21 protein-coding genes, 1 tRNA gene and 1 pseudogene are annotated in these 18,533 nt (G+C 59.3%); 10 read left to right on the forward strand and 13 right to left on the reverse strand.

The genetic code is table 11. The features are described from left to right. Positions 1-104: 104 nt before the first annotated feature. The 6 genes from PY650_RS15830 to PY650_RS15855 form a co-directional block, all read right to left on the reverse strand. A complete protein-coding gene (locus PY650_RS15830) occupies positions 105-572 on the reverse strand; it encodes an arsenate-mycothiol transferase ArsC (protein ID WP_285880320.1) in 468 nt (155 codons plus the stop codon). A 5-nt stretch (positions 573-577) separates the two neighbouring features. Beyond that, entirely contained in the window at positions 578-1,051 is a 474-nt protein-coding gene (locus PY650_RS15835; RefSeq protein WP_285880321.1) for a UPF0262 family protein, read from the reverse strand. 3 nt (positions 1,052-1,054) lie between these two features. Then, positions 1,055-2,353 (reverse strand): histidinol dehydrogenase, encoded by a 1,299-nt coding sequence (gene hisD, locus PY650_RS15840; RefSeq protein WP_285880322.1) that lies wholly within the window; start codon positions 2,351-2,353, stop codon positions 1,055-1,057. A 63-nt stretch (positions 2,354-2,416) separates the two neighbouring features. Next, the gene (locus PY650_RS15845; protein WP_285880323.1) at positions 2,417-2,857 is read right to left on the reverse strand and encodes a DUF2948 family protein; all 441 of its coding nucleotides are present in this window, start codon (positions 2,855-2,857) and stop codon (positions 2,417-2,419) included. A gap of 132 nt (positions 2,858-2,989) precedes the next feature. Beyond that, positions 2,990-4,282 carry a UDP-N-acetylglucosamine 1-carboxyvinyltransferase gene (murA, locus tag PY650_RS15850; protein WP_285880324.1) on the reverse strand — a complete coding sequence of 431 codons (1,293 nt, stop codon included), beginning with the start codon at positions 4,280-4,282 and terminating at the stop codon, positions 2,990-2,992. 115 nt (positions 4,283-4,397) lie between these two features. Then, entirely contained in the window at positions 4,398-4,667 is a 270-nt protein-coding gene (locus PY650_RS15855; RefSeq protein ID WP_285880326.1) for a hypothetical protein, read from the reverse strand. A 154-nt stretch (positions 4,668-4,821) separates the two neighbouring features. Here PY650_RS15855 and PY650_RS15860 point away from each other — a divergent pair. Further along, positions 4,822-4,896: transfer RNA gene (locus PY650_RS15860), tRNA-Thr, on the forward strand. A 137-nt stretch (positions 4,897-5,033) separates the two neighbouring features. On the opposite strand, the gene PY650_RS15865 is transcribed toward PY650_RS15860, so the two are convergent. Together PY650_RS15865 and PY650_RS15870 are read right to left on the reverse strand one after the other, a co-directional pair. Then, the gene (locus PY650_RS15865) at positions 5,034-5,786 is read right to left on the reverse strand and encodes a 2OG-Fe(II) oxygenase (RefSeq protein WP_285880327.1); all 753 of its coding nucleotides are present in this window, start codon (positions 5,784-5,786) and stop codon (positions 5,034-5,036) included. Positions 5,787-6,320: 534 nt separating this feature from the next. Next, positions 6,321-6,737: a BA14K family protein gene (locus tag PY650_RS15870; protein WP_285880328.1), complete on the reverse strand. Its 417-nt coding sequence runs from the start codon at positions 6,735-6,737 to the stop codon at positions 6,321-6,323. Positions 6,738-7,003: 266 nt separating this feature from the next. Between PY650_RS15870 and PY650_RS15875 the strand changes: the two genes are divergently transcribed. Then, the gene (locus PY650_RS15875; protein ID WP_285880329.1) at positions 7,004-8,068 is read left to right on the forward strand and encodes a D-alanine--D-alanine ligase family protein; all 1,065 of its coding nucleotides are present in this window, start codon (positions 7,004-7,006) and stop codon (positions 8,066-8,068) included. A gap of 46 nt (positions 8,069-8,114) precedes the next feature. Here PY650_RS15875 and PY650_RS15880 read toward each other — a convergent pair whose 3' ends face one another. Together PY650_RS15880 and PY650_RS15885 are read right to left on the reverse strand one after the other, a co-directional pair. Next, positions 8,115-8,462: a CAP-Gly domain-containing protein gene (locus PY650_RS15880; protein ID WP_285880330.1), complete on the reverse strand. Its 348-nt coding sequence runs from the start codon at positions 8,460-8,462 to the stop codon at positions 8,115-8,117. Positions 8,463-8,567: 105 nt separating this feature from the next. Then, positions 8,568-8,846 carry a helix-turn-helix domain-containing protein gene (locus PY650_RS15885; protein ID WP_432761536.1) on the reverse strand — a complete coding sequence of 93 codons (279 nt, stop codon included), beginning with the start codon at positions 8,844-8,846 and terminating at the stop codon, positions 8,568-8,570. On the opposite strand from PY650_RS15885, the pseudogene PY650_RS15890 reads away from it, so the two are divergent. The 6 genes and pseudogenes from PY650_RS15890 to PY650_RS15915 all read left to right on the forward strand — a co-directional run. Continuing rightward, positions 8,804-9,008, forward strand: a pseudogene (locus PY650_RS15890) (short-chain dehydrogenase/reductase); the annotation flags it as partial. The gene PY650_RS15885 and the pseudogene PY650_RS15890 sit on opposite strands and share 43 nt — an antisense overlap. A gap of 220 nt (positions 9,009-9,228) precedes the next feature. Next, on the forward strand, positions 9,229-10,428 hold the full coding sequence (locus PY650_RS15895; protein WP_285880332.1) for a four-carbon acid sugar kinase family protein: 1,200 nt from the start codon (positions 9,229-9,231) through the stop codon (positions 10,426-10,428). 417 nt (positions 10,429-10,845) lie between these two features. Then, positions 10,846-11,724: a carbohydrate ABC transporter permease gene (locus tag PY650_RS15900; protein WP_285880334.1), complete on the forward strand. Its 879-nt coding sequence runs from the start codon at positions 10,846-10,848 to the stop codon at positions 11,722-11,724. After that, entirely contained in the window at positions 11,721-12,635 is a 915-nt protein-coding gene (locus PY650_RS15905; protein WP_285880336.1) for a carbohydrate ABC transporter permease, read from the forward strand. The genes PY650_RS15900 and PY650_RS15905 overlap by 4 nt, the downstream gene beginning before the upstream one ends. Positions 12,636-12,639: 4 nt before the next feature. Next, on the forward strand, positions 12,640-13,743 hold the full coding sequence (locus PY650_RS15910) for an ABC transporter ATP-binding protein (protein ID WP_285880338.1): 1,104 nt from the start codon (positions 12,640-12,642) through the stop codon (positions 13,741-13,743). A 43-nt stretch (positions 13,744-13,786) separates the two neighbouring features. Beyond that, positions 13,787-15,034 (forward strand): ABC transporter substrate-binding protein, encoded by a 1,248-nt coding sequence (locus tag PY650_RS15915; protein ID WP_285880340.1) that lies wholly within the window; start codon positions 13,787-13,789, stop codon positions 15,032-15,034. A 177-nt stretch (positions 15,035-15,211) separates the two neighbouring features. On the opposite strand, the gene PY650_RS15920 is transcribed toward PY650_RS15915, so the two are convergent. The 3 genes from PY650_RS15920 to PY650_RS15930 are packed head-to-tail and all read right to left on the reverse strand — an operon-like array spanning position 15,212 to position 16,287. After that, positions 15,212-15,385, reverse strand: coding sequence for a hypothetical protein (locus PY650_RS15920; protein ID WP_285880341.1), 174 nt, complete (start codon positions 15,383-15,385; stop codon positions 15,212-15,214). Positions 15,386-15,403: 18 nt separating this feature from the next. After that, positions 15,404-15,847, reverse strand: a complete 444-nt coding sequence (locus tag PY650_RS15925) for a VOC family protein (protein WP_285880343.1) — start codon at positions 15,845-15,847, stop codon at positions 15,404-15,406. 5 nt (positions 15,848-15,852) lie between these two features. Continuing rightward, on the reverse strand, positions 15,853-16,287 hold the full coding sequence (locus PY650_RS15930) for a VOC family protein (protein ID WP_285880344.1): 435 nt from the start codon (positions 16,285-16,287) through the stop codon (positions 15,853-15,855). A 330-nt stretch (positions 16,288-16,617) separates the two neighbouring features. Here PY650_RS15930 and PY650_RS15935 point away from each other — a divergent pair, with 330 nt between their 5' ends. Together PY650_RS15935 and PY650_RS15940 are read left to right on the forward strand one after the other, a co-directional pair. Continuing rightward, the gene (locus PY650_RS15935; protein ID WP_285880346.1) at positions 16,618-17,526 is read left to right on the forward strand and encodes an IclR family transcriptional regulator; all 909 of its coding nucleotides are present in this window, start codon (positions 16,618-16,620) and stop codon (positions 17,524-17,526) included. A gap of 162 nt (positions 17,527-17,688) precedes the next feature. Further along, entirely contained in the window at positions 17,689-18,486 is a 798-nt protein-coding gene (locus tag PY650_RS15940; protein ID WP_285880347.1) for a metallophosphoesterase family protein, read from the forward strand. The last annotated feature ends 47 nt before the right edge of the window (positions 18,487-18,533 follow it).

Below are 18,533 nucleotides of genomic sequence, written 5' to 3' on the forward strand. Positions count from 1 at the left end.
GACTAAAAAGCGAGGCCGCCGGAATTTTGCGCGGAAACTACACAATCGCCGCGGTTTTGTGAACCTCGTTGATCAGGCTTTCTGCATTTGTTTCATGCAGCCTTCTAAAGAGAGCCACGATGCTCCACCAGCCGGCTCTCGATCAGACCAAGAAGATGGTCCCGCACCTCACGATAGGCATTGAGGATCTGCTCGCGCGTGCCGTCTGTGGCCGAGGGATCGATGGTCGGCCAATAGATGACGTCGATGGCATTCGCGCGCGTCAGTTCGAGGGCCGCGTGATGCGCCTCGGGAGAGAGCGTGATGATGACGTCGAAGAAATCATCTTCCAGCTCCTCCAGGGTCCGTGGCTGCCGGCGGCCAAGCGAAAGACCGATTTCGTCGAGGACGACGTCGACAAAGGCGTTGCGTTCACCGGCGCGGACGCCCGCCGAGGCGACATAGGTGCCTTGCGGCAGCATTCCGCGCGCGATCGCCTCGGCCATCGGCGAGCGGATGGTGTTGAGCCCGCACATGAAGAGAATGGCGCCCGGCGCCTTTCCGCTATGTTCGATGGCCTTCGGCTGTTCCATTGCCGTCACCCGCGCCAGTAGAGCACGCAGACAAGTGTGAAAAGCCGTCGGGCTGTGTCGAAATCCACGATGATCTTGCCCTTCAGCCGCTCCATCAGCGTCCGCGAGCCTTCATTGTGAATGCCGCGACGGCCCATGTCGATCGCCTCGATGCGGCTGGGGCTGGCCGAGCGGATCGCCTCGTAATAGCTTTCGCAGATCATGAAGTAGTCCTTCACGATCCGACGAAACGGCGTCAGCGACAGGATATGGGTCGCAACGACAGCCCCTTCCTCGGTTCGGATATCGAATACCAGCTTCTGGTCCACCAGCGACAGGTTCAGCTGGTAGGGCCCGCCGTTATGGCCGACGGGCTCGAAGCTGTTTTCCTCGATCAGATCGAAAATGGCGACGGCGCGCTCGTGTTCGACATCGGGCGTCGCACGGCCGATCGTGTCGTCCAGGATCACGTCGCTCAGCCGGTAGACGCCGTCAGCCATGCCCTACCCTTCGAGATTGAGGCGGATCCCAACGGATCGCGCATGGGCATCTAGCCCTTCGGAATTGGCGAGGGCGATCGCCGCCGGCCCGAGCATACGCAGTTGATCAGGACCAAGTCTCAGGATCGACGTGCGCTTGACGAAATCGAGCACCGAGAGGCCGGACGAAAAGCGGGCGGAACGCGCGGTCGGCAGCACGTGATTGGAGCCGCCGACATAGTCGCCGATCACTTCCGGCGTATGACGCCCGACGAAGATCGCACCGGCGTTGCGAATGCCGGCAAGCAGCGCATCGGGATCGTCGACGGCAAGCTCGAGATGTTCGGCCGCGATGCGGTTGGCGAGCGGAACGGCCAGCTTCAGATCGGAAACCAGGATGATGGCGCCGAAATCCCGCCAGCTCGCGGCAGCCGTCTTTGACCGGCCAAGCTGTTTGAGCTGCCGCTCGACGGCGTCTTCCACGGCCTCGCCGAGCGCCGCATCATCGGTGATCAGGATTGATTGCGCGCCTTCGTCATGCTCAGCCTGCGCCAGAAGGTCGGCGGCAAGCCAGTCCGGATCATTGTTCTTATCTGCAATGACGAGCACTTCAGAGGGGCCGGCGATCATGTCGATGCCGACGGTGCCGAACACCTGACGCTTGGCGGCAGCGACATAAGCATTGCCGGGGCCGGTGATCTTGGCGACCGGCGCGATCGTCTCGGTGCCGTAGGCAAGTGCTGCGATTGCCTGCGCGCCGCCGATGCGGTAGATTTCCTCGACGCCCGCCATGCGGGCGGCGGCCAGAACAGCCGGATTAACCGCGCCGCCCATGGTCGGCACAGTGATGACGATGCGCTCGACACCGGCAACTTTGGCCGGCACGGCATTCATCAGCACAGAGCTCGGATAGCTCGCCGTGCCGCCGGGCACATAGAGGCCGACGGCTTCGATCGCCGTCCAGCGCGAACCGAGACCGACGCCGAGCTCGTCTTCATAAATATCGTCCTTAGGCAGTTGACGGCGATGATGGGATTCGATGCGGGTAGCGGCGACCTTGAGCGCCCCCAATACTTCGGCCGGGACAGCGCCAACAGCCGCATCGATTTCGGCTTCGGTGACGCGCATCGGCGTCGTGGCGAAATCGATGCCCTCGAATTTCTTCGAATAGTCGGCGAGGGCCGCGTCACCACGCGCCCGGACATCATCGATGATGGTGCGCACGACGGCATTCACATCCTCGGACACTTCCCGCTTGGTCGTCAGGAAAGCGGCGAATTGCTGCTCGAATCCTTCCGACGCCTGATCCAGCCAGATAGCCAACGTTGATAATCCTTTTGCATCGAGGCCACTGCAAGCGGCCGAAACTCGTTTGTCGTCCGGCTCCTAGGCTTCGTCCGGATGACTGGGCTTGTTAGCCGTTTCCCATGCGCCGCCGAGATCTGCAAGCTGAACTTCAATGCATTCGACATCGAGCGCAATCGTCGCCTTGCCGGCCAGTGTCAGCTCGATCGTGCCATCCGGCCCCTCTCCTTTCGGATCGAAGCGGATGGCGAGCAGCGACAAGACCTCGTCGCGTCGGCGCCGGTCGACGCCGCTGGAGCGTACCGCCAGCACCCGCTTGAACACCAGCGCCGCGCGATGGCGCTCGAATGGCTTGTCCTTGTGATTTGACAGTTCCCAGACGAAGCGGTTGGCCGCAAGCGAGAACTGACCGAGCTTCGGCGCATAGCTCATGTCGCCAATCTTGAAGACACTGTCTTGCATATGCGCGGAGATGACGCCCAGGTCTTCGTTGTCCAGTGCCATTAGCTTGAGATTAGTCATTCGCCTGATATCCCCGATCGCCACGGAATTGCCGATAACGGCATTTCCCCCGTGATGGAAATAGGATGCGGGCGGGAAAGACGCAACCGGAGAAGACAGGCTTCTCCAGTCTCTTTTTATGGGCCGCTGCAATCAGTCGCTAATACGTTCGACCATGGCGCCGCAGCGCGTCAGCTTTTCTTCCAGCCGCTCGAAGCCGCGGTCGAGATGGTAGACGCGCGACACCAGCGTTTCGCCCTCGGCGGCAAGGCCAGCGATGACCAGCGACACCGAAGCGCGAAGGTCCGTCGCCATGACCGGCGCGCCCTTCAGCCGCTCGACGCCCTCGATCTTGGCCGTCTGGCCGGAGAGCGATATCTTCGCGCCGAGGCGGGCGAGCTCCTGCACGTGCATGAAGCGGTTTTCGAAGATTGTCTCGGTGATATGTGAGGTGCCGGTTGACCGTGTCATCAGCGCCATGAACTGCGCCTGCAGGTCGGTCGGGAAGCCCGGAAAGGGATCAGTGACGATATCGACCGGCTTGATGCCGCCGCCATTGCGTTGCACGCGGATGCCGTTATCGGTGGCCGAAACATCGGCACCGGCGCGGCGCAGGCTTTCCAGCGCCGTGTCGAGCAATGCCATGTTGGTGTTTTCCAGGCGGACATCGCCGCCCGCCATGGCGACGGCCATGGCATAGGTGCCAGTCTCGATGCGATCCGGCAGGACGCGGTGACGCGCGCCGGAGAGCGAGGTGACGCCTTCAATGGTGATCGTGCTGGTGCCGGCGCCGGAAATCTTGGCACCCATGGCGTTCAGGCAATTGGCGAGATCGGCGATTTCGGGCTCGCGCGCCGCATTGCCGATGACCGTCGTGCCGCGGGCAAGCGTTGCAGCCATCATCATCACATGCGTCGCGCCGACCGAAACCTTCGGGAACACATAGCGCGTGCCAATCAGGCCGCCCTTCGGCGCGGTGGCGTTGATATAGCCGCCATCGATTTCCATAGTGGCGCCAAGCGCCGTCAAGCCCTCGATGAAGAGATCGACCGGACGCGTGCCGATCGCGCAGCCGCCCGGCAGCGAAACGCGCGCTTGGCCTTCGCGGGCGAGCAGCGGCCCGATGACCCAGAAGCTGGCGCGCATCTTGGCGACCAGCTCATAGGGCGCAGTCGTGTCGGCGATAGTGCGGCAGGTGAAATGGATGGTGCGGGAATAGCCGTCTTCCTGGCGCTCGCGCCGGCCGTTGACCGCGACATCGACACCGTGATTGCCGAGGATGCGCATCAGAAGCTCGACGTCGGCCAGATGCGGCACGTTTTCGAGCGTCAGCGTATCGCTGGTCAGCAGCGAGGCGATCATAAGAGGCAGAGCCGCATTCTTGGCGCCGGAGATCGGAATGATACCGTTGAGCTCGTTGCCGCCGACAATCCTGATACGATCCATATAAAACTACGAGCGAAGCCCGCCTTTCCTGAAGTTCCGTGCGCCTGGGAGAAAGCGCTGTTTAGACGAAATAGATTAACGCATCAATTCGTTTGATGATGGGCGACATCAATCATCACGATTCGTCCATTTTTGCGGCGGCATCTTTCCCATCGGACGAATTTGCAGCGGGAAGACCATCCGTCTCGTCCGCCTGGCCCGCGCGGCGCGCCCGGACCTGCTGTTTGCGACGAGCAAGATTTTCGCGCAGCTTTTGAGCCGCTCGCTCCCGACGCCGCTCGGCCTCGATATTCTGGTTTGCGCGCGCGCCTTCCTTCTCCCCGCCGGCCGTCAAACCGCCTTGCGAGATCAGCTTATCACCAGTTTTCGTCTTATCCGTACCCATGTCCTTCCCATAACCGAAATCGCCAGGCTTCAAAAGACCGACACATTTTTCCCGTTATCTTTCGCCGATCTTGAAATTTGCGGCTTGCACTTACCTCCGACCTATGGCAATAGCCGCCTCGCCCAACACGGCGCACCGACTGGCGCCACGGTTTGCTGCTATAGCTCAGGGGTAGAGCACTCCCTTGGTAAGGGAGAGGCCGAGAGTTCAAATCTCTCTAGCAGCACCAGTTTCCCCCCCGTAAATCGTTTATTGGTCGCGACTGCACCAAAAGGGACAGCCGCGTCGACGCACGAGCAAGTATGGGGTTAGAACTATGCAGGCCAAAGGAATCCCAAATCGGACTCCTTTGTCTCGATCAATCCACTAGCTGGCTAGTCCCAACAGTGTGCGTGCACGGTCGACCAACTTGCGCCCTGCGGACCGTTTGGGCATCTCCACAACAATGTTGAAGAGGCGGCGGTAGCTCCCGGGTGGAGAGGTCAGGGCCGTTGCACCATGCCAAGCAAGGGAAGTGTTCTTGAACAGGAAGCTGCGGTTGTCCGTGATACGTGAGGCGGAAACCGACTCGAAATCCGAGAAGTCAGGGTTTAGTGCCTCGATCTTTTTGCCTTCGAGCGCCAGCGTCGCACCACCCCACTCGTGGTTCCAATCGTCACTCGTATTAAAATAAAGGAGATGTGTCCCAAGTTTCCTGGGCAGGTCCAGATGTGGCGAGACTTCCGAACCCTGCGAGCCAACGTGCCATTCATAGCGCAGTATGAATTCAGAAGCGCCGAGCGCACGGCGGATAAAACGGCGGTATTCGTCGCTCGTCCCGATCTCGTCTATGAAACGCTGCCAAGTTGCGGGCAGTTGCTCGTGCCGAACAACACCTTTGTGATGAGCCGAGCTCTCGTACGCAAGAAAGTGGCGGTTGTGGGGGCGTTGGCCGTGACCGCGGCGGACGTTGTTGTGGTATTCGAACAATTCAAGCGATGGGTAGTCGGTGTAGAGTGCTTGGAAGCCCTCTTTAGTCAGGAAGCCTTCAATGTTCTCCCATGGGAACGGCGCCTTGCTCTTGAAGCCATCGAAATCGAACTGGCGCAACAATCCGTAGTCAATGAAAGTATCCCTCATAAAACCCCCATGTGCATTGGCGTCTTCGGCAGCAACGATCGCCCGTAAAGCGAACGCCCTCTACCAGAGAGTAGTAATGTTTTAGACTGCACTTGAAAAGAGGGCCTATAGCCAAACGGCCGCCTTCCAGGATTTTTAAGCTACTGCTTAAGAGCTTTCAAATCTCTCTGGCAGCATCATCTTTTCCGATTGAAATCATTAGAGCCCTTGTAAACCAAGGCGTTTTGTCCAGCGGAACGCGTCAATGGTTCAGGTGCCTGATCAGCGTTTTGCTGTCGTTCGGTCCGGGTTCCATTCAGAAGACCCTATGCATCCCGATGTGAAAGACACCTGCGACGACCGCAGAAATGCTCGTTCCCTATAAAGCCCTGAAAGACAAGCTGCGAGCAAAACGCGCAATAGCCCCATCGCCAATCGGGCGACCAACTTCCTGGCAACCGAGGCAGACAACGGGAATACTGTGCCTCGCTAAGGCACTTGGCCGAAGCGAGCACTAGCCGATCTCACAGGCTTCCCCACACCCGCTGACCCGGATCAGTAGGCCAACCGGCACCGATACAGGTGGTATCGCCCCTGGCACCATGCGTAATGGCTCGCATGGGGATAGTAGTAGCTCGGGGGATAGTAGTAGGGCTGGGAATAGTAATAGGGCTGCGCCGCGAGACCGCCGATTAAAGCGCCTGCCCCAAACGCCGCCAACGGATACCAATCGTCGTTATGATAGTGATAGCCGCCGTAGTAGCCGTGCCAGCCGCCGTGCCAACCACCACCCCCGTGCCAACCACCACCCCATCCTCCGTGCCAGTAGACCTCCTGGACGTTGCCCGGCGCTCTCGCGGCTGCAATTTTGTCCATCGCCGGCATCGGCATCGCATAAGCAGACACTGACGCACAGGCGGCAACCGCTGCCGCTATGGTCTTCGACGCGATCTGTGAAACGAACTTGGCCATCTGTGCCTCCGTTCTCTGCCTGAATATTAGCAATTATAGCGCACAGTGGGGCAGATGGGGAGCGCAGTTTAGTCCGGTGCATCCGCCGCCAAAGTGCGCTTCGCATGATGCCCACCAACTGAAAGGCGCTACCAGCCAACTAGCTTGTATTCCAAGCGGAAATAGGCTCGTAAAGATATGGTCGTCAATCCTCCCCAATTTAGCTGCAATCCCTCGTTTAAACCCTTGGCTCGTCGCATCCTTCTTGGCCCGGGAGATCCGCCTCAATGTCGAAACTACGCGTCGCTGTTCTGTTTGGCGGTCAGTCCACCGAGCATGAGGTTTCCATCATGTCGGCCCGCAATGTCATCAAGGCGATCGATGGCGGGAAATATGAGGTCGTGCCGACCCTGATCGATCGTGCGGGACGCTGGCTGCTGGTCGAGGCAAGGGACGGGTTGCTGCCTGAGCCGATTGCCTATGAAGGCACGGAAGTCTGCTTGGTTGCGGGCGGCAAGGGCCGGCTCATGGCGCTAGAAGGTGTAAGCGCGCGCGAATTGCCTGACATTGACGTGCTGTTTCCGGTGCTACATGGGCTGAACGGCGAGGATGGCTCCATTCAGGGCCTCGCCCAGATCGTCGGTGTCCCTCTCGTCGGCTGCGGGATTCTGGGGTCGGCGAACGCGATCGATAAGGACATGGCAAAGCGCCTGCTGCGCGAGGCCGGCCTGCCGGTTGCGCGCTCCGTCACTTTGCAGCGCGGCGATATCCAGAGCTTTGATAACATCACCAGCACGCTTGGCTCGCCTGTTTTCGTCAAGCCCACGCGCCAGGGATCGTCTGTCGGGGTGAGCAAGGTGCATGATGCAGGGCAGTTTGAAAGCGCTCTTGCCGAGGCCTTCCGGCATGACCGCAAGGTGCTGGTCGAGGAATTCGTCCGCGCCCGAGAAATCGAGTGCGCGGTTCTAGAGCAGCTGGACGGAACGGTCTTCGTCTCCGTGCCGGGCGAGATCGCCGCGGCTGAGGCGCATGGCTTCTATTCCTACGAGGCAAAATATCTCGATCAGGACGGCGCCGTCATCACCGTGCCCGCCGATATTCCGGCCGAGACTGCAGATGCGCTGAAGCGTATGGCCGCCGAAGGCTTCCGCGCGCTCGGTTGCGAAGGCCTGGCGCGCGTCGATTTCTTCGTGCGGCCGGATTTGAGCGTCGTCATCAACGAGATCAACACCATGCCCGGCTTTACCAATATCAGCATGTATCCCAAGGCCATGGGCGCATCCGGCATTTCCTATCCGGAGCTCGTCGACCGGCTCATCGAACATGGGCTTGTCAGGGCACGGCAAGCCTGAACTACAAGGGCGGCAAGGTCCAGGCATCACCCGTTACGTCTTCCCGTCAGACCTTTTCCGTCTTCTTGGTCTTGACCTTCGGCTCCGCCGGCGTATCGGGTGACGGTGCCAACAGCTTTCTGAGCGAGGCAATCTTGTCCTTTACCAGCGGACGGAAGCGGCTAGCGCGGTAAGGCATGTCCGCAGCGCCATAGCCCTCTGGGCCATCGTCATTACCGCGATGGATCTCCTCGAGCTTCACGCCGATGAACGTGCCGTCGACATAGTGTGTATATTCGCCGACCCAGCGGATCGTGTAGATCGTGCCCTTGCGGATCAATTGGTCGATGCTGACATGCTTGAACGTGTCATCGATGCAGACGACCTTCTGGCCCACGTGGAAATCGTAGCTCATCCTGCCCTCCTTGAAGCGACGACGGAACATCGTGGCCCTGGCTCCGGGACAGGGACATAGCCGATGCAGTTCACTTTCCAGAATAAATTATCGCGTGAGTCAAGTTCATCTGCCGTTGAGAAAGGCCGCATCTGTCGCCGGCGGTCGACCAAACATTTTGCGATATTCACGCGTGAACTGCATCTGGCTGTCGTAGCCGACGTCAAATCCAATCTCTCGCGCGCTTGCCTCATGAAGAAGTAGCCTGCGACGCGCTTCCTGCAGTCGAATGAGCGCTCGATATTGTAGCGGCGTCATCAATGTTACAGCTTTGAAGTGCCGATGCAGCGATGTGAGCCTCCTCCGGCAACCAGCCAGGCGATCCTGCCCGCGCCGCTTCCGCAATCATAAAGGCGGTCGAAGCTGAAGTGCCGCCGCTTCGGTTGCCGCTAGGCGCCCTAGCGCTTGATATTGCTTACAAGCGTCTCGAAGCGCTCAAAACGAATTTCGATGCCTGGAAGGAGGTCACTCATTAGCGCTGATTTCCCTGATTTTCAGAGAAACTGACGATCGGACAGGCACGACCATAGCGACCTTATGATTGGCATTGCCCGGTGATGCTCTGGCGAGCAAAGACGACGAATGTCACAGCCCGATCAATGTAGCGGTGACAAAGCGAGCCGTTGACAAGCCTTGTGGAAGGCTGGAAATTGCGCGCCAATCCGAGCTACCGTAAGGCCCGGCTTCCATACTCGATACCCGAGGCCCTTTGAAGGCTCCCTAGCCCATGTCCACCCTCCGCCTCATCGCTGACGATCTGACTGGTGCGCTCGACACCGCCGTCGAATTCGTCGGCGTCTATGGCCCGATCGAAGTGCAGCGTGACGACGCGCTTCCGGCGGACCTGCCGGATTGCCTCGCGATCGATAGCGGCACGCGCGAGAAGTCGGTTACTGAGGCGGCTGCCATCGTCGGCCGCCTCGCGCCGCTGCTGGAGGGGACCGATCTTGCCTTCAAGAAGGTGGATAGCCTGTTTCGCGGACCTTGGGCCGAAGAACTTGCGGCCTGTTTCCGGCTCGGCCACTGGCGGCATTGCATTCTGGCGCCGGCCTTTCCGCATCACGGGCGACACACAAGAGGCGGACGGCAAGTGCTTTTTGCCGGGAAGGATGCCTGGCGCGATATCAGCGGCGATCTCGTCGCTCATTTGAGAGCGCAGGAATTGCCGGCCTTCAACACAGCGCTCGATCAGACCTCCGCCGATGGCGTTGCAAACCGGGCCATTCCGGATGGCATTCACGTTTTCGATGCACATTCCGATGACGACCTCGACGCCGTCATAGCATGGGTTTCATCTGAGCTACAGGAACCGGTCCTTTGGAGCGGCACCGGCGGGCTCGCCCGATCCCTGGCACGGAATATCGATTTGGCGACGCATCGTCTCCCACGTACGGAAAAAGACGCGAATGAACGAAGCCCCGCACCCGCCGTGCCGATGTCGCGCAGACTGCAAAGACCTGTGCTTGGCCTGTTCGGCTCGGATCAACCGATCACGTTGGCCCAGCTCCAGGCATGCGGCCCCAATTGGCTGAAGCTTCCGCAAGGTGCGGACGCGGATGCAGTCGATCGACAAATCCGGCAAAGCGGCGTCGCCATGGTCAGCCTCGATCTGCCGACAGGGCTTGAACGCGACGATGCGGCAAGGCGAATCGAAGCGACCTTCGGCGGCATTGCCAGGGCATTACCAGCTCCGGCTACATTGATTGTCGCCGGCGGCGAAACCTTGCGAAATCTTTGCTCGGCGCTCGATGTCACCGCTCTCCGCATCACCGGCCAGGCAGCACCGGGCCTGCCCCGCTCCATGATTGTCGGCGGCCCCTGGCAAGGGACCACTGTCATCTCCAAATCCGGCGCTTTTGGAGGCCCGACTCTATGGCGCGATCTGCTGAACGAAAATGCGCTGATCGCCGGAGGTGAGGAGCCGTGACGCGATAATTGGCGTTCACGGTGACAGCCCATCGATCAATTGTCAGGCACGCTGTCTGATGCGTGAACTTCGTGCATGCCACACCCTAGCCCTCTGCCCGCAAGCGGGGCGAGGGAACGACAGCGCAAGATTACGGGCCTCACTATGTGAGCAGAGCCCGCGTTAGCCACTGTAGAGCTCCCTCACCCCGCATCGGTGGGGAGAGAATGGGGATGAGAGGCCGGGCACAAAATTTCGACGACAGCGGCCATGCCGACTTCAAACAGCTCCCTACCCACTCAAATGAATCCCCTGACATCATTGACAACTGCGGCAACCCGCCCCAATATTTAATTCATTATGAACTAGAGGAAGTTCATATAAAAACAGGTCTAGGCTTTCTGAAGAGTGAGCGGCACGGACCTGAGGAGGAGGCTCATGGGAATCCGGTGGAGCCGTGTCACGCCGCATCTGGCCGTTGCGCCAGCGGCCCTGATGACGCTCGTATTCTTTATCGGCGCCATTGCCTGGACGGTCTATCTGTCGTTTACGGCGAGCCGACGCTTTCCCGACTACGAACTGGTCGGCTGGAAACAATATTGGCGCCTGTTTCATGATGCCTCATGGCTGCTGTCGCTGCAGAACCTGGTGATTTTCGCGATCGGCAGCCTGTTCTCCATCATCCTCGGCTTCATCCTGGCCGCGATGATCGACAAGGAAGTCCACGGCGAGGGCATCTTCCGCACCATCTTTCTCTATCCGCTCGCCATATCGCTGATCGTCACTGGCCTCGTCTGGCGCTGGCTGTTCAATCCCGGCCTCGGCGTCGAAAACGTGCTGCATTCGCTCGGTTGGCAAAGCGCCTCGTTCAATTGGCTGGCGAGCCAGGACACCGTCATGTTCGGCGTCATTCTCGCTGCCGTCTGGCAGTCGACCGGCTTCTTCATGGCGCTGATGCTCTCCGGTCTGAAATCGATCAATACCGAGATCTGGCAGGCCGCCCGGCTCGACGGCGTGCCCTTCTGGCGACTCTATATCGAAGTCATCATTCCGATGATGAAGCTCACCTTCTTCACCTGCATCATCCTGCTCTGCATTGGCGTAGTGAAGGCCTACGACATCATCGTCGCCATGACCAATGCCGGCCCCGGCGGCGCTTCGATCATGCCCGCCTATTTTGTTATCGACGCCTATTGGCAGAAACAGAATCTTGGCTACGCCTCAGCCGGTGCGACCATCATGCTGCTGACCACGCTCGTCCTGTTCCTGCCTTTGGTTCTGTTAACGATCTGGAGACAGAAGAGGACCACGACATGACGGCGATCAGTTCCAATGCCGGCGCGTCTGCCCCCGTCACCACAAAGGCGCGGGGACGACCATTGATCCGGCCGAGCCGCGTGGTGATCTTCGTCTTTCTGCTAATGGCGGCCGCCTTCTTCGCCGTGCCGCTCTATGTGGTCATCGTCACCTCCTTCAAGACGATGGACCAGATCCGTCTCGGGCAGATCTTCTCTTTACCCTCGCCCTGGACCACGGAAGCCTGGTCCTATGCCTGGACGCAGGCCTGTTCCGGCATGAACTGCAACGGCGTGCGCGTCGGCTTCGTCAATTCACTCTATATCCTGGCGCCGAGCCTGGTGCTGACGATCTCGCTTTCGATCGTCACCGGATACGGCCTGGCGCTCTGGAACGTCAAATGGGCGAACGGCTTCCTGTTCGTTCTGTTCATCTGTGCCTTCGTGCCGTTCCAGATCATCATGTATCCGCTGATCAAGATTGCCGGCGGCCTGCATATCTACGGCACCACCTTCGGCATTGCCGTCATTCACAGCGTGCTGTCGCTACCCTTTCTGACCCTGATCTTCCGCAATTATTTCCGCGGCCTGCCGCAGCAGATCATCGCGGCGGCGATGATCGATTCCGGCTCCTTCTGGCGCATCTTCTTCGAGATCGTCCTGCCGATGTCGGGCAATATCATGGTCGTCGTGCTGATCCTGATGATCACCGGCATCTGGAACGACTTCCTCGTCGGCCTCACTTTTGGCGCGCAGGACACGCAGCCGATGACCGTGGTGTTGAACAACATCACCGTGACGACGACCGGCGCCAAGAACTACGCGGTCGACATGGCTTCGGCATTGCTCACCGCCCTGCCGCCGCTCGTCATCTATTTCGTTCTCGGCAAATTCTTCGTGCAGGGCATCACCGCCGGCGCAATCAAGGGATAGACTAATGCCGACCATTGCCTTCAATAATATCGTCAAGAAATTCGGCGCCCTCACCGTTATCGAAAATCTCAACCTAGAGATCGGCGACGGCGAATTCCTTGTCCTGCTTGGACCCTCCGGCTGCGGCAAGACCACCCTGCTCAATCTGCTGGCCGGACTTCTGGAGATCGACGGCGGCGAGATCAGGATCGGCGAGCGCGATGTCAGCTATCTCGACCCCAAGGACCGCGGGCTTGCCATGGTCTTCCAGTCCTATGCGCTTTATCCGACCAAGACCGTGCGCGGCAACATGAACTTCGGCCTTTCTTCTCGGGGCATTTCCAGGGAGGAAGCCGACAAGCGCATCGCCTGGGCGGCGAAGCTCCTGCAGATCGAGCACCTGCTCGATCGCAAGCCATCGCAGCTTTCGGGCGGCCAGCGCCAGCGCGTCGCCATCGGCCGGGCGCTGGTGAAGCAGTACGGCGTCTGCCTGTTCGACGAGCCGCTCTCCAATCTCGACGCCAAGCTGCGTAACGAGATGCGGATCGAGATCAAGAAGCTGCATAACCAGCTGAAGAACACTGTCGTCTACGTCACCCACGATCAGGTCGAGGCCATGACGATGGCGACCAAGATCGCGGTCATGGACAAGGGCGTCATCCAGCAGTTCGGCACCCCGGACCAGATCTACAACGAGCCCGCCAATCTCTTCGTTGCCGATTTCGTCGGCTCGCCAGCGATGAATCTGCTCGATTGCACTGTCAAGCGGAACGGCAGCGGCCTTGTCGCGGTCGATGAGCCGAACGCCGTCTCGATCGACCTCAATGCTTATAGTTGGAAAAACAAGGGCGTTGCCGGCAGCGCCGTCAAGGTCGGCTTTCGCGCCGAGGATTTCTTCACGGAGCCGCATGAGGACGGCGGCAAAACCGTGCGTTTCGATTGCCCCGTCGAATATTTCGAGAAATCCGGTCCGGACGCTTTCGTGTTTTTGACGCTTGCCGGGCGGACGGTCGCTGTTCGCATCGAAGGCCGCAATGCCTATCGCTACCGCGGCCGCACGCAATTGCCGGTCTATCTGCCGCTCGACAAGCTGAACGTCTTCGACGCGCAGACTGGCCAGCGTCTTTGAGGCGCGAGTTTTGTGAAGATAAGTCTGATGGGAGGAGAAAAGCATGATGAAGTGGAAAGCTTTTGGCCTGGCCGCGGCATTGCTGGCGGGCACAGTGCTTGGCGGCACGGCTTCGGCCGATGAGGTCGTCGTCTATCATACCTGGTCGAAACCCTCTGAAATCGCCGCGCTCGGCGTATTGCGCGACGCCTGGGGCAAGGACGGGCACCAGTGGAAGGACCTGTCGATCGCCCACGATTCCGGCGCCAATGTCAGCTTGATGAACATGATCACCGGCGGCAATCCGCCCGCGATCTTCATGAACTCCGACCCCGGCATTTATCGCGACCTGACCAAGCAGGGCCTTGGTGTACCGCTGACGAAACTCTTCGATAGCATCGGCGCCACCAAGAATTTTCCGCCAGCCGTCCTCAAGAACATCACGGTCGATGGCGAGATCATGAAGGCGCCGGCGACAGTCCATATCGACGGCATGGTCTATTATAACAAGCACGTCGCCGAAGCGACCGGCGTCGATCCCAAGTCCTGGAAATCCCTCGACGATCTCTTTGCGGATTTCGACAAGGTGAAAGCCAAGGGATATATCCCGATCGCGCAAGGGGGCGACCAATTCCAGAAGGCCTACCTCTTGCAGGCGGTGATCGCCGCCGAAGAAGGCCCCGATATCTACAATCGTTTCTATGGCGAAAAGCCTGACAAGAGCGTAATCGACACCCCGGAAATGCGCACGGCGCTGAAGCGCTTCCGCCAGATCCAGCAGCACACCGATCCCGGCTCGCCCAACCGTCAGTGGAACGACACGACCAATCTCGTCATCACCGGCAAGGCGCTGCTGCAGATCCATGGCGACTGGATGAAGGGTGAATTCCTCGCCGCCAACAAGAAGCTCGGCACCGATTTCGACTGCATCAACATCCCCGGGACCAAGGCCGTAGTGGTGACGGTCGATGCCTGGGGCTTCCTCAACACCAACAATGCCGACACCGCCAAGGCGCAGGAGGATTTCGCCAAGCTTGACGTCGACCCGAAAATCAACGCGGCCTTCGTCCTGAAGAAGGGCGCTAGCCCCGTTCGCACCGATGTCGACACGTCGGCTCTCGACGCCTGCAACAAGCTCGTCCTCGACACGCTGAAGGACCCTAACAAGCAGGTCTCCAACCCCTTCAACACCGCCGATGCTGATTGGTATCGAACGATCTGGGAGCAGGCGGACAAATATTGGAGCGACCCGAACCGCAGCGAGGACGATTTCGTCAAGGCAATGCAGGATGCGTATGATCAGATTTTCTGATTGGGCTTGTGAAGCAACCGTGACTGAACCCGGCGAGAGTGATTTCGCCGGGTATTTTGTCGCGTGGAGAAATTTCCGAGCGTCTCGCGAGACGGCCGCATCAAGTCTTCGCAAGAAAGCCCGAGACGAGGATGGCGCGACCAGCCAATCAATGGTGACGGCGATCGCGCATGGCGTTCAGTCGTGCTTTTCAGCATCCAGTTCACCATCAAGCCGTTCCCGCAGCGCCGCCATGACGCGATGTGCTGTTTGGATGTCTTCAAGCGAGAGCCCTTTGGTCATCGCGTTGACGCGCGGGTTATAAGCTTTGATCGCGGCGTCATAGGCTAGCTGGCCTTTGTCGGTCAGCACGACGAGGTGCGCCCGCCCTCAGGCCGGCTCCTTTCGCAGCCGTTCGATGGCCTGGAACTGGATGCAATTCGGCGCCATTTCCATGACCTCGATCTGCGTGCCGTCGGGATCTTCGATCCAGCCGCCGCGATTGTGATCGATGCCGGGTTTTTCCGGGCGCGGCCTGCTCGGATAGATGCCGACTTTTGCCAGCTCCGCGAAGGTCGTGTCGATGTTCTCGACCGTCAGGCAGATGTGGAAGATGCCGATGCTGTTCGGCCCGATTTCCAGTCTGTCGATGCCCTTGGGGAAAAGTTCGAGATATTGGTCGTCATTGATTCGTAGATAAACGATCCAGGCTTCGCCCTTATCGTTCAGCAGCCGCGTCATCTCGCGAAAGCCGAGCTTGTTATAGAAGGCGAGCGACGCATCGAGATCGGCAACGCGCAATGCGATGTGGCCGAGATGTTTGAAGAGATCCATCGCGATCAGCCTCCGGCCTTGATGCGGGCGATGGCCTGCAACTGCAGGGCCTTCTCCCCGAGCTGCATCAGCTCGATCCGGTTGCCTTCGGGATCGGCGATCCAGGCCTGATAGTTGTGATCCACTCCGAGCTTCTTTTCGGCGGTGAGCACGACGCCCTTGCTGGTCAGCTCAGCAATCGCACCGTCGATATCGTCGACTTCCAGGCAAAGGTGGTTGAACCCGACATTGGCGAAGGGCGGTGCGCTGTCGCCGACACCATCAGGAAACAGCTCGATATATTGCGTATCGGTGACGCGCAGATAGACGATCCAGAGACGGTTGTCGCGCTCCAGGCGAAACATCTCATCAAAGCCGAGCTTGTTGACGTAGAAGTCGAGCGAACGCTCGATGTCCTTGACGCTGACGGCGACGTGGCCGATCGATTTCACATTCTTCACGTACAGTACCTCCTCTTTGGACTGTCTCCTCAGCCAAAGCCGTCACGGCTTGGCGATCTCCTCTCAGCCATCGGACACATCCGCTCCCGCAGATAGCGCCGGCTTCGACATCAGGACCGTCATCGCAAATATGCGCGGAGCATGTGATGCCAAGTGTTTTTATTTGAACTATGATGCGTTCATGTGTGAATTTATGAGTAAATTTCTGCTAAAGTCAATCGCGGTGATGGTGCTGCGGTGGTGCATTGCGTGGAAGCAGCGCATTGCGTAAGGAATGCAGGGGTAAAGGGTGGAGGATGCCTGCCCACGGCGTCCGTCTAGGGATTTCTAATGGCTGACATCAGTGAAGAAGCATCGCAGAAATATCGCATTCCGGTCATTGAGCGGATGGTGGATGTCTTTGCCTTGCTCGAGCGGACACCGGAAGGTGCGACGATCCGAGAGATCGTCAAAGCCGTAAAGCTGTCGCGGACCACGGTCTACCGCATGCTGAATACGCTTAGCGCTCATGATTTCGTCCACCGCTCGCCCACCGGCACCTACACGCTCGGGCGGCGGCTGCTGACGCTCGCAGCACATGTGGCGCCGAATGTCGCAAGTTATGATCTCTTGGCGATCGCCCAGCCGCATCTGAACCAGATGTCGGATGTCACGGGTGAAGGCGGCAAGCTTACCGTGCTATCGGGCGACGAAATCCTCGTCGTCGCTGCGAGCCAAGGCCGCGGCCAATATGCGCTGACGGCCTCCGCCGGTCAGCGCCTGCCGATCCACGCCGGCGCTGCAGGCAAGATCCTGCTGGCATTCTCCCCACAGGAAGATATCGACCGGCGCCTTACCAAACTCGATGCCCTGACCAACCAGACGATCTCGGACCCGGCACGCATGCTGGAGGAACTCGCACACATCCGGGAACGCGGCTGGGCGCGCGATACGGGCGAACAGATGGTTGGCGTTCATGCCTTTGCCGCGCCCGTCCGCGATGCCTCGAATGCGGTGATCGCCGCAGTCAGCATCCCGTTCGTCGCAGGCGTCGAGGAGCGTCGTGTCGAGGAAATTCGCCGCACGGTAATCGCGACGGCACGGACGATTTCAAAGGACGTCGCGGAAGCATCGAAGGATGAGCCTGCGGCCGATATTTCAATGACCACCATGGCGCCATCGGCGAATAAGCATTCATCCGTCGCAAAACGCTCCAATGCGGCAACCACCAAGGGCCGCGTTGGCCACGTCAAAGCCTAATCGCGACTATCCAATTGTTTTTATTGATCTAAGCGTAAGTCCCGCCGGTCAACGCATCTTGAGCTAAGCCATCGGCTGGACTACCGTAGTATCGCTGCCTTAAAATGGCGGAATTATTGGTTTATTTTCAAAAGATTGTACCGCGTGTTGGCGTATGCGTACATGACTGGACTAATTCAACGGCTTATCGGCAGGAAAACGGCGAAGTTCATGGAACAACACCGGCGGCGACGCATCGATTTGACGCAAGAGGGCTACACAGCCATCTATGCGGTTGGTGATATCCATGGCTGCTACGACTCGTTGGTCGAAGCGCAGAGGCGCATAGTCGAGGATGCCGGCACGATACCTGGCCAGAAACTCCTGATGTTTCTTGGCGACTATGTCGATCGTGGTCCGCGATCGAACGACGTGCTTCAGCACCTCTGCGAGCCCCCGCCGGCAGGCTTTGACCGCTACATCCTCTGCGGCAATCACGACGACGTCTTCCTGAAGTTCCTGGACGATCCGCGCGCCAACAGTTATTGGCTCGAGTTCGGCGCTGTCCAGACGCTCACCTCCTATGGCGTCGATGCGGAATATCTCCTTTTGGAAGAAGGCCGGAGCATCGAAGAACTCTGCGAAACCGTCCGGCAGGCTGTCCCGCACGCACATGTCGAATTGTTGCGCTCTCTGCCGATCGCCATCCTCGTCGGCCCCATTCTGTTCGTTCATGCCGGCATCCGGCCCGGTATACCGCTTGCGCAACAATCCGACCAAGATCTGATCTGGATCCGCGACCCCTTCCTCACCGAAGGACCGCAATTGCCGGTGCTGGTGGTCCATGGTCACACGCCAGGCCTGGAACCCGTCTTTGGCAATCGGCGCATTGGGATCGACACTGCCGCCGCCATGGGCGGCAGCCTGACTGTCCTCAAGATCGCCAATGGCCGCCAGACGATCCTGACGCAGGTCTTCTGAGCAAACTGCCGACAAAATCAAAGGGGCCTCAGCCTATGCCGAGGCCC

Source organism: Martinezella calliandrae, assembly GCF_030272695.1.
In the GTDB taxonomy this organism is placed as follows: domain Bacteria; phylum Pseudomonadota; class Alphaproteobacteria; order Rhizobiales; family Rhizobiaceae; genus Rhizobium; species Rhizobium calliandrae.